Source organism: Bacillus sp. 204(2023) (assembly GCF_037027505.1).
GTDB classification, from domain to species: Bacteria; Bacillota; Bacilli; order Bacillales; family Bacillaceae; genus Bacillus; species Bacillus subtilis.
Window position 1 is genome coordinate 118,093 of sequence record NZ_JAXCHE010000008.1, and the last position, 13,878, is coordinate 131,970.

The following is a 13,878-nucleotide window of genomic DNA, read 5'->3' on the forward strand; positions in this document are numbered from 1 at the left end:
AAAATGTATTTCAGTTATACATAAATGTAACATATGATAGAAACCAGCACGATATTTAAACAAGAAAGGCGGCTTCATTATGGTAAAAGTTATGCTGGGAATCATATCTGTCACACTTATTTGGGGTTATACTTGGGTTGCGATGAAAGTAGGAATTCATGACATCCCCCCGCTTTTATTTTCGGGTTTGCGCCTGTTCATCGGAGCAGTTCCTTTATTTCTCATTCTCTTCATCCAAAGAAAAAAGCTTTCAATTCAAAAAGAACATCTCAAAAGCTATATCATCATGAGCCTGTTGATGGGGCTGGGCTATATGGGGATTTTGACGTATGGAATGCAGTTTGTCGATTCAGGGAAAACCTCTGTTTTAGTATATACAATGCCTATATTTGTTACGGTGATCAGCCATTTTTCATTAAACGAGAAAATGAATGTGTATAAAACGATGGGACTGGTCTGCGGCCTCTTCGGACTGTTATTTATATTTGGAAAGGAAATGCTCAATATCGATCAAAGCGCTTTATTTGGGGAGCTGTGCGTACTTGCGGCAGCGCTTAGCTGGGGAATCGCGAATGTGTTCAGCAAGCTACAATTCAAGCATATCGATATTATTCACATGAATGCCTGGCACCTTATGATGGGAGCCGTCATGTTATTGGTGTTTTCCTTTATATTGGAGCCGGTCCCTTCAGCCGAGTGGACATATCAGGCGGTGTGGTCATTGCTGTTTAATGGCTTGCTTTCCACCGGCTTTACCTTTGTCGTATGGTTTTGGGTGCTCAATCAAATCCAAGCGTCAAAAGCATCCATGGCATTAATGTTTGTTCCCGTATTGGCCCTATTCTTTGGATGGCTGCAATTGAACGAACAGATCACCATCAATATTATCCTCGGCGCACTGCTGATATGCTGCGGGATTTTTATGAATACATTTACATTTTCACGACGGAAAGTGTGAATGATATACATTTCCCCTGTCATTTGGGCTTCATGTGACAGGAGACGACTATAAGTCTTCTAGAATCGTGACGACAGCCTATTAAACAATGAAAAAAGCTAATGTCTGCATGTAGACATTAGCTTGGCTGGCGTTTAGGCTGGTGAGAATCCAGATTCTTTTTTATTACCATTCTGGCTGATCAAACTGAAAACCGTATAGACCTTTTACTTTAACATCTCCGCAATCTGGATCTTTTGTCAAAATCAAATAATGAGTCTTATAAGGCATCGTCTCAACTCGATCAGTTGCACTCAAATCAAAATGATCCCCCGAGAAGTTTTTTTCACTAACGGTTATTTCATATCCTGACAAAGTCATTCGCATGATTCTTGCGTTAATTGTACATCCTTCAGTATCGAAAATGGTGAATCTGTACCCAAAGTGAGATGTCCAACGGTTTGAATTTTGGTCATCAGACTTCATAAACCATTTTTCATTTTCTGTCATTGTAAAACTCACTTTCTCCTCATCTTTCACGATAACGGCCGAAGCTTCCCCTACATGGATAGTGAAAGCCAAAAGAAATGTAAAAGCTAACATCAACATCTTTTTCAAAAGAGTTCCTCCCGATATCTTTTACTTCAATATATTGGAAGGGTCTGTTCTGATCAAGACAGTCTTCTCCAAATGAATCTTTAGCACCATGAAATGAGCCTTAATAAGAACAGTTTTAACCCAAATCAAACTCTATTCGAAATAAGGCCTACCAATCTATATTCTTTTTTAGAGTTTCTGCATTTCTTTATTTAGCTCCTAGACACATATAAAAAATGCTCCTATAAGTTCAGGAGCACTACAAAAAACTGCTAAAGTGTTTTCTATCGATTTATTGTATTCATTAGCTCAAAGAAATATTCAGGCTTTTGAGTCTTATTTAGCTTATACCATGAACGCAATGTATCTGGTGCAAATACATCTAATTTTTTCAATACTTCTACCGCAAATTCCAGAGGAGCAATTCCTGATGCAGTAACCAAATTTTTATCAGATACTGCTGGTTCCTTTTCATATAGTGTTTCTCCTTTGTAATTAGGGCAGACCATTTTCATATACTCTAGGTCATTGCTTGTGTGCTTTCTCGAATTTAAGTATCCTTCATTCGCGAGGCCCAAGGTTGCCCCACAAATTGCAGCAATAGTCGTGCCGAGCTTTAAAGCGTCGCCAACTTTTTTCAAGATCGGCTGATGAATATCTTCTCCCCAAGTGTTTCCTCCGGGTAAAATGATAAGATTTTGACTCCCAAGAGTACATTCGTCAAGAGAAATATCTGGTTTTATGCTTAATCCTCCCAACGTAGTTATCATTTCTTTATTAACCCCTACTGTAACTACTTTTAAAGATGCTGCATCTTGTTTAAAGTATCTCCCTGAGTTTAGTTCCGCAATTAAATATCCATATTCCCAGTCTGACATTGTGTGAAATACGTAGAGATAAACTTTTCTCGTTTGCATCCAATAACACTCCAATCACAATTGATAAAGCTTTCTAATAGATGACTTTGCTGACAGCCATTGTCAGCATATGTAATCTGATTTGCCTATTCTTATATAATACCATGTAGGTGGGCAATTGCCCTTGTTCTCCCAACTTATTGAAAATATAAGATCAATTGATTCTATGTTTACTAGCTCAAAGGGGTTTGTTACACTAACTGTCATGGGAAACATTTCATTGGAAATATCTCGATTTCATTCCTGCTTTTGTGATGTGAATTAGAAGGTAATACAAAATCATTTGAATGAGGAGGCCTGATGAAGTTGAAAAATAAAACGTCAATAAAATTCGGAATATGTGTTGGGCTTTTATGTTTAAGCATTACTGGTTTCACACCTTTTTACAGCTCAACGCATGCCGAAGCAAAATCCATAGAAGACACAAACATGGCAAGCTGTATAACGAATAAAAAATTTGTTCAACTTGAGAAAAAATTTGATGCCAGGCTTGGTGTTTATGCAATTGATACAGGTTCAAACAAGACAATCGCCTATCGGCCGAATGAGCGATTTGCTTACGCATCAACCTATAAAGTTCTAGCCGCAGCTGCTGTCCTGAAGAAAAACTCAATTGAAAAACTTAATGAAGTCATCCGCTACAGCAAGGACGATCTTGTTACATATTCTCCAATCACAGAGAAACACCTAGATACAGGCATGAGTCTAAAAGAAATCTCGGAAGCGGCTATCCGTTACAGCGATAATACCGCTGGGAACATCTTGTTGCAACAGCTTGGCGGCCCTAAAGGTTTTGAAAAGTCACTGAAACAGATTGGGGATCATGTAACGAAAGCTAAACGATTCGAGACGGATCTAAACTCTGCGATTCCTGGTGATATTCGTGACACCAGCACCGCAAAAGCACTGGCAACCGATCTTAAAGCTTTCACTTTAGATAACACTCTCACGACTGACAAACGCACGATCTTAACCGATTGGATGCGAGGCAATGCTACTGGTGACGAACTGATTCGGGCAGGCGCTCCAATAGGATGGGAAGTCGGCGATAAATCCGGAGCCGGAAGTTACGGGACACGAAACGACATTGCTATCGTTTGGCCGCCAAACAGAGCTCCTATTGTTTTGGCAATTCTGTCAAACCGCTTTACGAAAGATGCTAATTATGATAATGCTCTTATCGCTGAGGCTGCAAAAGTCGTCCTTAACGATCTCAAATAAAAAATTTGAAGTACAATATTGCGAATTCCTTTATCCTTTTGCCATAAAGGAAAAAAGACATTACTTTTGTAAACCCCGCCGTTCATTTTTAATGAACGGTTTTTTCATATTCTCACTAATACCTCTCTTTCTTTAAGTATCTTAAAACACGAATCGTTAACATGAATGGCAAGTTTTCATTTATGAAACCAAGTAAAGTTTGAAACAGACCATCAGAGGTTATCTATACGAGAATTCAATTATTTTTTTTGTAATAATTTATATTGTTGTATCGTTGCACTTGGTGGATTTGACTCTTTTCGTGTATGGAACAACACTTTTATTTTTTCACCTCTTTTGAGATCTTCTGTGTTATCAATCTCACTTAATCCTACAATTATTATGTTATTTTTAAACTTGTTCATAAGTTGTCCTTCAGAAAGATTGTAATCTTCTTTTACTGGAGCTTTTGTATCGGTAATGAGAATTGCCCTTTCATTGTCTTTAAGCACAACATAGCCTACTAGGCTCTGCATCTTTGTTTCGTCTCCGTGTTGTTCATTTTTATTGCAGCCTGCAAGGAAAATAATGAGTATAATGAGCACTATCAAGCTTACTCCGATTTTCGGCATCTTTCTCCCTCCCGTCATGTTAAACAATCTCACTCCATAACTACATATCAATAAACTGTAGTGTAAATCTATCCAGAAACTTCTTCATTTTCTCATATTGAATCTTTTACAAGCTGTTAATACACAGACTAAATCGGGTAAAAATTCGTAGAGGTAATTTCATTGAATGATGATCATAAAGTAACTCATTACTCTTCATTTATTTTTTCAACAATCATGGTATTGGTGGTCGCCATCTTTCCACAATACACTTCTTGGTTTGTAACAGTTTTCTTCTTGGGTTTTGCACTTATCTATACATTCCAAAAACATAAAACAAGTTCTTCAAAAGCAATATCTTATATTTCGTATTTTTTATTCATTATTTATTGACATACACTTTAGTTAAAAAGTAAAGTAACCCTCCCTTTGTGGGAGTATTATTTGTTTAAGCTTATTTCTAAGCTGCTTTTGTGGCCACCTCTATCTATAGATAAAACTACCTGAACCAATTTTTTCTTCCTCTCTTTGTTTTCGTAAATAGCAACATTTTGGCGTGTCATTAATGTAATACCGGCCATTTTAAACTCTTTTTGATCTTTAAAATAAACAACAGGGACATTCACCAAACGGATCTACTTCTTTTTGTTCTTTCTCAAATGTTTGTATGTGGTTGTCTTCGAACCATACCCTTACTCTTATTCCGCTAAAATCGAGATTTTCACTTTTTATGATCCATTATTCACTTCTAAAAAACTTCCAATTACAACATAATATATGTATAAATTGTAAATGGAGTTGATGTAATTGAAGATTAGGAAAATCTTATTGAGTTCTGCTTTATCCTTTGGCATGCTCATATCCGCGGTTCCCGCATTGGCTGCTGGCACTTCGTCTGAGGTTGCAGTAAAAAGTGATGAATATGATTATGACACTATATACCGCATTAGTCCTCTGCCAATGGACTTCCAGCCAACAATAGAATACAACGGTTATACTTATAAGCTTACACGTCATTATTTTGATTACTCAATCGGGTTTTACACGGCTATTTATACAAAAGTTGTTTAAATTTATAAAGGAGCTTTTTAGCTCCTTTTTCTCTTGTTTTAAGCACAAATACAAGTTTAAATGCTGGTAATAAAAAATTCACTTTAAAGAAGCGCCGCCCGCAAAATGCGGCTTTTGCACACTACGCCAATTTTATATAGAGAAGCCAGACCTCCTCCAAGAGGTTCCAGCTTTTCTTAATGGGCTATCGATCTTCGTTAGTTCAACGGGAACTTTATCATTCGGTACAATTGCAGCCTCCCAACTTCTAGTTAGGGCTGATGGCGGAATATCTGATGGTTCTCTACACACATCAGACATTATAAGATTTCAATGTAGCCTTCTGTACCATGAACGCGAATTCGTTGCCCATCTGTTATCAGCTTGGCAGCATTTTCAACGCCAACAACTGCAGGTAAGCCATATTCACGGGCTATAACAGCTCCATGGGTCATCAGCCCCCCAACTTCGGTGACTAGGCCTTTTATGGATACAAACAATGGTGTCCAGCTTGGATCGGTAAAGGAGGTAACTAATATATCTCCATCTTCTAAATCAGCATCTTCCATGTTTAAAATGACACGCGCTCGCCCCTCTATCACTCCGGAGGAAACAGGTAGACCTACAATCGCTCCGGCTGGGAGATTTTCTCGTTTATACTCACCTGTAACGATTTCACCATCAGACGTGATAACACGTGGTGGAGATAGTTTTTCATATAGTTTGTACTCGTCTTTTCGTGTGCTGATGATTTGATAATCCAGTTTATGTGTGCGTACGACTTCGTGAAGTTCTTTAAAAGTGAGATAATATATATCTTCTTTCTCATGAATAACCCCCGCTTCCACGAGTCGTTCGGCTTCTTTCAGTAAAGCCTGCTTATAAACGAAGTATCGATTAACCATGCCGTATTTTGGATATTCCCTAAACCCGCTGAAATTCCGGATGATATCTATCATTCGTTTTGTTTCTTTGGCTTTTTGTTCACCATCCGGTAATTGCTTTAATCGATCTAATAACTCTTGTTCTTTCTTCAAAGCTTCCTGTCGCCCTTGCTCAAATTTCCGATGGCCGACATTAGGCTCAAAATTTTTAATATTATTAAGAATCATTGGGACAAGTGTAGTTGGTTTTTCGCTCCATCGAGTTCTTGTAATATCAATTTCTCCGGTACATCGCATTCCGTATTTGCTGAGATAATCATAGATCGCGTCTCGGGTTTTGCTTCCGCCATCAAACTTAGCCAGTTCATCCAAAAAATTATCATCTTTTACATGTTGTAAGTAATCAATTACCTCTGGATAAGGACGAATCACATCTGCGACGTCTAATAGCGCAAGACCCATTTCTGAAGTAATATTATGGGGTACAGATTGAGAAAGCGTATCTGCTGCGTTTTTTTCACCTAACCACTCGTTCATTTTTTCGTTAATCCATAATGAAGCATTCATAGCAGTTCGAATCACAACCGAACTTTCTGGGTTAAATAAAATCTTCTTTAATTCTTGGATATCTTTTAGAATAAAACGAAATAAATCTGATCCTGATTTCGTTTGGATGTTTTGTTTTAACTCTTCTATCGATGTTTGACTGCTCTCAATCAAATCAGACACGATTGTCGGATCGTTTTCAACTTGAGCCGGCATATCTGCATTGCCTCTGCTGGGATTGGGTGCTGTTTTATCATTTGGTATCGACTTTATGAAATCTCGTCGGTTTATTATGGTCATAAGTGCGTCTTTTAAGAGCTGATCGTGCTGCCCCATGCCTTTTAAGAAAACTTCTCTGCTGTCAGGGGATGCCAGATGATGTGTGACATCAACAAATAGCCTTCCACCGGCTTTACGCATGGGTGCAGCAGTCGTCAACAGAAAAAAAGACAATCCCAGTGGTTTTATGGCATCCGTCATCATTTGTTGATGACCAACAGAAATATAGACGTGATTTTCTTGGTCACTCGCTTCAGGAATGGGAAATAAAGTAGTGATTGGACGACTCTGTACAATATAAAAAGTATCGCGGGCCAAACACCATTCGATATCTTGAGCCTGGCCGAAATGAGCTTCGATCTGTCTTCCAATGCGTGCCAGCTGTAAAATTTGTTCATCAGTCAGTGTTTGAGCCTTTTGCTGATCAGAATTGATCTGCTGTGTTTCTGTTCCGCCTTCTTTTCGTCCGTAGATAGCCAATTTTTTAGTTGCTATTCTCTTATCGATGATTTGCCCATCCTGTACTTTATAACAATCAGCAGATACCAAGCCGGAAACCAGTGCTTCACCAAGTCCAAAACCGGCATCGATGGATAACACCTTTCGGTTGGAGGTAATCGGATCAGCGGTAAATAAAATCCCCGAAGCTTGAGGGAAAACCATCCTTTGAACGATAACGGATAAATAAACTTGGCTGTGGTCAAATCCATTTTGCATACGGTAAATAACCGCGCGATCCGTAAATAGGGACGCCCAGCATTTACTGATATGCTGCAAGATTGCATCGACGCCAATAATATTTAAATAGGTGTCTTGTTGACCGGCAAAAGAAGCATGTGGTAAATCTTCAGCAGTCGCACTAGAACGCACGGCATAGGCATGTTCCTCGCCAAACTGGGAGAGATATTGAGCAACTGCTTTCACAACATCAGAAGGAATGCCTACTTCCATAATGATTTGCCGAATCTTTCTGCTGATTTTACCAATTTGATCTCGGTCCTCAACTTTTAGCATGGTCAATTGATCCAACAACACTTGTAACGTTTCGTTTTGTTCGATGGCTTTTTGATATCCTACTGTTGTGACACAAAATCCTTCTGGTACTTGTATACCTTGAATTTTTGATAATTCCCCTAAATGTAACCCTTTTCCTCCAACAAGCGAAAGCTGTGTTTTTTCAATTTCATGTAAACCGAGAACCAAAGAACTCATTCTACATCTCCCCTTCAAAAAAAATATTGACAAGAGCTTCCTAGCAGGATATAATAAAATTATAAGATGGACATCTATAACTTCTAACTAGAAAGCGCACGTAGTGTGATTATATCACCGTGGCTATTTTTGTGCAATATAAAAAATAAAAAGAACCTGGGCAATTTCACCAGGTTCTTTCTTAATTTCCATAGCTATTCGCATTAAAAAACTTGGTTCGAGCTGATACAACCCTCTAAGGAAATCCTAAAGTTGGGTTCTTTTCGAACTAACCTGTCTTGTTCCGTAGAGTCCCCATTTATAAATTAGACTTTTTGTTCTTAACAGTCCCACCTTTAACTAGTATAAAGTTATGAGGATCTGGCTAACTACTGAGATATTTTTATTTTGAGTAAGGCTTATGTTTGATATAGAAGGGTTATGTAAAGGTATCTGTTGTGAGGAAGCGCTGACTACAAAAAATTGATAGCATTCTCATTTAAATACCATTCTATTAACCTATAGGAAAAGTTTTAAAACCAGATGGAGAATACCCTACCACCAGCAATGCCAAGGCCGTTCTCTTAGTAGAAAACAACCTTTAACCATACTAACGATTTTAATAATCATTGATTATAAAACTTCTCAAGGAACGATCAGCAGCCCGTTAGCTACCCCTGATTAAAGATGATCTGCTACCACACTGTTACGTTAGAACTTCCACTACTTTGATATCCTTCTGTCGCCATGACTTGGTAAGCCCAATTACTGCCCAGATTCATTCCATGGCTCTTCCATGCGTTCACATGATTGCTGAAAGTGATTGTAGCGTTGCTTCCAGTTGGTCTCTTCGTCTGGCGAACACTCCAGTACTGCGTAAAAGTAGTGCGATCGCCATCAATGGAAGGTGCGTTATAACGTGTAGTTGTATATATGTCATATGTACCCCCATCACTTTTTACAGTACCTTTATACGTTCCAGTAGGTCTATAAGTACCCCATGAATCCACTACATAATATTCTATGAGAGGTGATCTCGTCCAACCATATAAAGTTAAATATCCATTGCCATTCGGTGCCCAAACTCCGGCATTATAGTTTATCGTCCTAAATGGCGAACCTGTAGTCCAACCTTTACCAACAACGAAATTTCCGGTATTAGACCAATTAACACTGTAATTCCCGCCAGACCCATTGACGGCGTTTACTATACCGCCCCCATCAGTCCAATTTTGCCAGTAGTCTGTGCTAGCTGCAGAGGCGGTTGCCGAAAACAAGCTAATACTCATTAAAGCTGCCGATAATCCAACTAAGAAATTCTTTTTAAACTTAAACATATGTTACCTCCTATAATATTTTTTCCGACTTTGAGGTAGCACTCGTATACATTTAAAACATTCTTAATTACTAACGCCAAAGCTTTTGATCGTCCCCTTCAGTATAATAACACGAATTCACGAGTGAATATTAAAAGTATTTGTAATTTAATTACAAATACCTAGAAACACATTATAAGTGGTCTTCTTCCACCATATCCTGATCCTTTTTTCGTAGGATCACAACTCTTGTTTCTAATTCAGATGGAGTAATATCTGTAATGAATTCCCATTGAACCATTTCAAATAAAGGAGATATACATTAGAGATTGTGAAATTATTGTAGCTGCCGCTTGTCTAATGAAGGGAAGCAAATTTATGAAGAATATGAAGAACTGAAGAAGAAAACAATTAAGGTTATACTAAGAAAGAACTGCTCAATTAGAATTATTGACCAAAAAGATTTTTATTTGAAAGGGCTCTGAAAAAGAAAAAAAAGAATTGACAATCAGGGTAACTGTGGGATGTAACCGAGCCTCCAATTCAAAATAAATATCTTTAAAATTCTTATTTTATTTAAAGAGGGACTGTATATCCCTCTTTAAAATTAAGCTTTAGATTGCTGCTGGAAGTAATAAAAATTGTACTTTTGATCAAACGCTTCTTCGCTTCCACAAAGAAAAATAATGAATTCAATAAATGCGATAATAGACGGAATACCAGTCCAGCAAAACAAAATATATAGAATACCTTGTCCTACTCTTCCCAAATAAAACTTATGTATTCCCAGACCCCCGAAGAAAAATGCTAATAATGCCGCTACAATTTTGTTCTTCTTGCTTACCATGACTTCCTCCTAGTTCATTGCTGCCATTTTTAAAGTAATGCTTTCACATTATAATGCATTTTCCACCAGAAATCGTGAAAGTTTTGAAATTTTTTTGAGATTTTTTATTTTATTGAGAAATGAAAGCTCATATAATTGAACTAGATGGTTTTGGGAGGCGTTTATTCAAAATGTATGGCCAAAGATTACGTCAATTACGAAAGGCACACAAATTAACAATGGAACAGTTAGCTGAGAAAATTAGAATTGCAAAATCAAGTTACGGCGGGTATGAAGCTGAAAGCAAAAAACCACCATTGGACAAATTGGTTACTTTAGCTAGACTATAAGATGTTTCAGTTGATTACATACTTAGGTTAACAGATGATCCTGATCCTAAAGTGAAAAGAAAGAATCTAAAAGAGTTTTTAGAAATCCGATATTCACTGGGATGGATATAAACTTACCCCTGAGATGTTAAATCCTATCCGGAAAATTTTGAAGTTGATTACTGCAAACAACAATTAGTAAAGTCCGCATAAGGGCTTTTGCATAAAACAATTATTTTATTGAATTTTCTGGACTCATTTCAAGAAGTTTATTCATGATGATAGCTAAACTTTCACCAGCTTTTTGTGGCTTCTCACCTGGTTTTATCAGAGTAATTAAAGCACTTAAAAAGTCCACTAAGCAATTTCGATTTATTTCAACTGTTTCTTTATAAGCTTTGTAAGCTTCCTCAAACTGATCAAATTGCACACCCTTCATAGCAGCAACAGCTAATTTATCATAAATATTCCATATGACTCTGTTAAACTAAAAAATCTTTTGACATTGATTAGTAAGGCAATGCACTTTAAATAATCGTACCCCAGACCAATATGTAAATTGCCTGCAGCAAACAGTAAATCGTTCAAAACTGTGTACGGTTCACCATTCCTTGCAACTGTCTCAATCCCTTTAGAGAACATTAGAGGATTATTGCTTTAGGATTTCTTTCTGCAGTTGCTTTTCTAATTCATTCTTTTATGGTTGGAACTCCTCCAAATAGGACAGATGCTTGTGAGCAATGGTATTCAACTTGAGCATATTTTTTAACAGCTGAAAAAACTCCCAAAAGAATTAAACTTATAATTATTAAAGTGATTGTCCAGGCGTTATACTCTGTTGTTATTGCTGTTATCAAAGAAAACAAAAAGTTTAATATAGGTACAATTGTAAGTTTTGATTTAAAAAAGGTAAGTACAATGGTAGTTATAGCTGCTAAACAATTAATAACTATTATAAATATGTACAAATCCATTTAGTTTCACACCTTTTGATTAAAAGGATTCTTTTATCTTAATGGCTCTCCCGAAGCTATATGCCAATGTAGATGCTTCGAATCCTGATATTCTCCCAAGTTTGTAAGTACTCTACAAGAACCGTTTTCTTTTGTTACCATAGCTGCAACCTTTTTTATCACACCAAGCAACTCAAGTAGTAGCTCGTTATCCCCTTCTTCCAAAGTTATTAAAGAAGAAATATGCTTTTTTGGAATTGCAACTATATGGACTGGCCAAAAAGGTCTTGTATGATGATACGCTAAGACTTTCTCGGTTTCAAAGACTTTATTTACTTTTGTTTTTCCACTTAATACTTCATCGCAATAAAAATCTTCAGTCATTATTAATCCTCCCAACAGCGTTTAGCTTCGATCCTCATAGTCAATATATAAATTAATCCAATGCTCTTCTCGAGGATTTGGCTCTTTGTTAGTTATGTACCAGCCGTTAAAGTGGGCAATCAAATGAATCATTATTTTTCTGCTTGTCCTTTAGAATCCATACCTAATTGGGTAAAGCCACTTTTAGTGCTTAACGGATCTCCATCTCGGGGGTATCAAATTGTATAAGAGCTATATAGTATTTCCTAAGTCTGTACCAAAAGGTTATAGAGCCACCAAAGTGATCTCGATAGTGACTAACTTAAATTTTTGGTTTATAACTCTTTGATTTTAAATAGTCGGCAATTTCTTCCGCGCCAAATTCTTGACCTATTTGTCCTCTTTCTTTAAGCACCCTCTAAACCTCACAATAAAATGATTATTTTATTACTATTATACTACAATTTTCCATGGTCATACTAAACAAAAAGCAGTCTATTCAGATCTGTTCCTTAGCGTTTTCTTCTTTTAAATTTTTGTTTAGTTTGAAACCAATTAAGACATTGACAATAGCTGCTGGAAGATATAAAATTCCTGCACCCATTATTCCTAACGCGGTACTAGAACTCACTATAAATGCCTGCATTTCTGTGTTTCTTGACTTCAAGCTAAGTAATACGAGGAGACCAGCTAAAACACCCATAAGCCGTGCAATACCTGAAATAAAGAAATCTGTTAGGACTCCAAATAATAGCCCTATAAGCGATAGCACAATCCCGAAAAAGCTGGACAATAAAACTAAATTTTTAATGGCATTTCACCCCTTTTTAAAGCCGCTTCCATTCAACATACCCAAACCGCTTTTGATACCGGTCTTCCAGTATAGCAGCCCATTCAATCCATCCTTCCGCAATAAGACTTTTTTTCCTCGTTCTCAATCCACTCTATCCAATACACCTAAACCCTCTAACGCTTTACGACTTGAATTTCCCTTACCTCACATTGCACATTACACTTTGATTTAAGCTCATTTGCTACCTCAATGATTTCATACATTGTTTGCAATTTAGATGTTCCGTGGCGGTAGCTAGATGTCAAATAACCTTCCTCATCTAACTTTGATTTGAAGTATTCCTTGTTTTCAAACTGCAGTACATAAAAATAATCAAGCAAAGGTATAAATCAACCTCTTTTAAATAATTTTGTAATCCTCATTGCTAATGGCAGCAAACCAATTATCATGAAAAAGGCAATTGCATTAAGCTTATTTTTGAAAAACAGGCTGGCCAAATTCCTTTCCATGCCCGCCGCTGTTTCTTTATCCATGAGTTCTTTAAACTCTTCATCATAGACCTGATCAACAAAAATAAACTTAATGCCAGTCAACAATCCAACTCCAAGCCAGATAATTAAAAAATAAGCTAATCCAATCATTGTTTTCTTCCCTATATCGAACGAAATTTGGTATTCTTGAGTATGTTGAATAAGTTATGTAGGTGATCTTGTGGAAGAGAAATACAAACGGGTATGATACTTCAATCGTTTATGATTACAAAGAATATTCTGATGTAAAATACGGCCGCTGCGCCAATTGTGATTACACTTTGTTCAAAAGCTCTGCGAAGAGTGGAATATTCTTGCGTGAATGTCGGCGATGCGGTATGAAAAAGAGCATTTAGATTAATGCTCTTTTTGTTTAAAACATTTCTTTTATTATTTGCTTCGATCAGGCAATCCACTAAACTCGTTAAATGATTTAACTTGTTTAATTCTTCTCCCTCTTCAGGTCGCCATCTGTAAAAAGCCAAGAGTTTTCACAGATCGTATATTCACTTGCTTTTTCAGCGATTTTCATGTATGTCTCTTCTGCCATATGTAC

Annotated in this window: 15 protein-coding genes and 3 pseudogenes; 5 read left to right on the plus strand and 13 right to left on the minus strand. The window is 37.0% G+C overall.

Going from position 1 to position 13,878, the window contains the following annotated elements; all coding sequences use genetic code 11:
- The first annotated feature begins 79 nt into the window (after positions 1-79).
- On the plus strand, positions 80-958 hold the full coding sequence (locus tag WA279_RS16285) for a DMT family transporter (RefSeq protein ID WP_327829484.1): 879 nt from the start codon (positions 80-82) through the stop codon (positions 956-958).
- 165 nt (positions 959-1,123) lie between these two features.
- Here the strand turns inward: WA279_RS16285 and WA279_RS16290 are convergent, their stop codons facing one another.
- Together WA279_RS16290 and WA279_RS16295 are read right to left on the minus strand one after the other, a co-directional pair.
- Positions 1,124-1,555 carry a hypothetical protein gene (locus WA279_RS16290; RefSeq protein WP_336156005.1) on the minus strand — a complete coding sequence of 144 codons (432 nt, stop codon included), beginning with the start codon at positions 1,553-1,555 and terminating at the stop codon, positions 1,124-1,126.
- 263 nt (positions 1,556-1,818) lie between these two features.
- Positions 1,819-2,451, minus strand: a complete 633-nt coding sequence (locus tag WA279_RS16295) for a type 1 glutamine amidotransferase family protein (protein WP_336156006.1) — start codon at positions 2,449-2,451, stop codon at positions 1,819-1,821.
- Positions 2,452-2,751: 300 nt separating this feature from the next.
- On the opposite strand from WA279_RS16295, the gene bla reads away from it, so the two are divergent.
- Positions 2,752-3,672 (plus strand): class A beta-lactamase, encoded by a 921-nt coding sequence (gene bla / locus WA279_RS16300; protein WP_336156008.1) that lies wholly within the window; start codon positions 2,752-2,754, stop codon positions 3,670-3,672.
- Positions 3,673-3,911: 239 nt separating this feature from the next.
- Here the strand turns inward: bla and WA279_RS16305 are convergent, their stop codons facing one another.
- The gene (locus tag WA279_RS16305) at positions 3,912-4,283 is read right to left on the minus strand and encodes a DUF3221 domain-containing protein (RefSeq protein WP_336156010.1); all 372 of its coding nucleotides are present in this window, start codon (positions 4,281-4,283) and stop codon (positions 3,912-3,914) included.
- Positions 4,284-4,702: 419 nt separating this feature from the next.
- Entirely contained in the window at positions 4,703-4,891 is a 189-nt protein-coding gene (locus tag WA279_RS16315; protein WP_336156012.1) for a hypothetical protein, read from the minus strand.
- Between the two features lie 178 nt (positions 4,892-5,069).
- Here WA279_RS16315 and WA279_RS16320 point away from each other — a divergent pair, with 178 nt between their 5' ends.
- Entirely contained in the window at positions 5,070-5,333 is a 264-nt protein-coding gene (locus WA279_RS16320; RefSeq protein WP_080529402.1) for a hypothetical protein, read from the plus strand.
- A gap of 299 nt (positions 5,334-5,632) precedes the next feature.
- Here WA279_RS16320 and ppsA read toward each other — a convergent pair whose 3' ends face one another.
- The 3 genes from ppsA to WA279_RS16335 all read right to left on the minus strand — a co-directional run bounded on the left by ppsA (position 5,633) and on the right by WA279_RS16335 (position 10,375).
- A complete protein-coding gene (gene ppsA / locus WA279_RS16325) occupies positions 5,633-8,233 on the minus strand; it encodes a phosphoenolpyruvate synthase (protein WP_336156015.1) in 2,601 nt (866 codons plus the stop codon).
- A 674-nt stretch (positions 8,234-8,907) separates the two neighbouring features.
- Positions 8,908-9,549 (minus strand): endo-1,4-beta-xylanase XynA, encoded by a 642-nt coding sequence (gene xynA, locus WA279_RS16330; RefSeq protein ID WP_015251938.1) that lies wholly within the window; start codon positions 9,547-9,549, stop codon positions 8,908-8,910.
- A 586-nt stretch (positions 9,550-10,135) separates the two neighbouring features.
- Entirely contained in the window at positions 10,136-10,375 is a 240-nt protein-coding gene (locus WA279_RS16335) for a TM2 domain-containing protein (RefSeq protein ID WP_014477028.1), read from the minus strand.
- Between the two features lie 170 nt (positions 10,376-10,545).
- Between WA279_RS16335 and WA279_RS16340 the strand changes: the two are divergent.
- Positions 10,546-10,882 (plus strand): annotated as a pseudogene (locus tag WA279_RS16340) (helix-turn-helix domain-containing protein).
- A gap of 33 nt (positions 10,883-10,915) precedes the next feature.
- Here the strand turns inward: WA279_RS16340 and WA279_RS16345 are convergent.
- From WA279_RS16345 to WA279_RS16370, 6 genes and pseudogenes are all read right to left on the minus strand, one after another.
- Positions 10,916-11,271, minus strand: a pseudogene (locus WA279_RS16345) (hypothetical protein).
- Positions 11,272-11,372: 101 nt separating this feature from the next.
- Positions 11,373-11,657 (minus strand): hypothetical protein, encoded by a 285-nt coding sequence (locus tag WA279_RS16350; RefSeq protein ID WP_029727212.1) that lies wholly within the window; start codon positions 11,655-11,657, stop codon positions 11,373-11,375.
- Positions 11,658-11,690: 33 nt separating this feature from the next.
- On the minus strand, positions 11,691-12,020 hold the full coding sequence (locus WA279_RS16355; RefSeq protein WP_336156018.1) for an HIT domain-containing protein: 330 nt from the start codon (positions 12,018-12,020) through the stop codon (positions 11,691-11,693).
- A gap of 806 nt (positions 12,021-12,826) precedes the next feature.
- Positions 12,827-12,956: pseudogene (locus tag WA279_RS16360) on the minus strand (hypothetical protein).
- A gap of 9 nt (positions 12,957-12,965) precedes the next feature.
- Positions 12,966-13,178, minus strand: a complete 213-nt coding sequence (locus tag WA279_RS16365) for a hypothetical protein (RefSeq protein ID WP_033883988.1) — start codon at positions 13,176-13,178, stop codon at positions 12,966-12,968.
- A 3-nt stretch (positions 13,179-13,181) separates the two neighbouring features.
- On the minus strand, positions 13,182-13,433 hold the full coding sequence (locus tag WA279_RS16370; protein ID WP_029727209.1) for a hypothetical protein: 252 nt from the start codon (positions 13,431-13,433) through the stop codon (positions 13,182-13,184).
- Between the two features lie 65 nt (positions 13,434-13,498).
- Here WA279_RS16370 and WA279_RS16375 point away from each other — a divergent pair, with 65 nt between their 5' ends.
- Complete coding sequence (locus tag WA279_RS16375; RefSeq protein ID WP_151262527.1) at positions 13,499-13,678, plus strand: hypothetical protein; 180 nt, start codon at positions 13,499-13,501, stop codon at positions 13,676-13,678.
- Positions 13,679-13,878 lie beyond the last annotated feature (200 nt).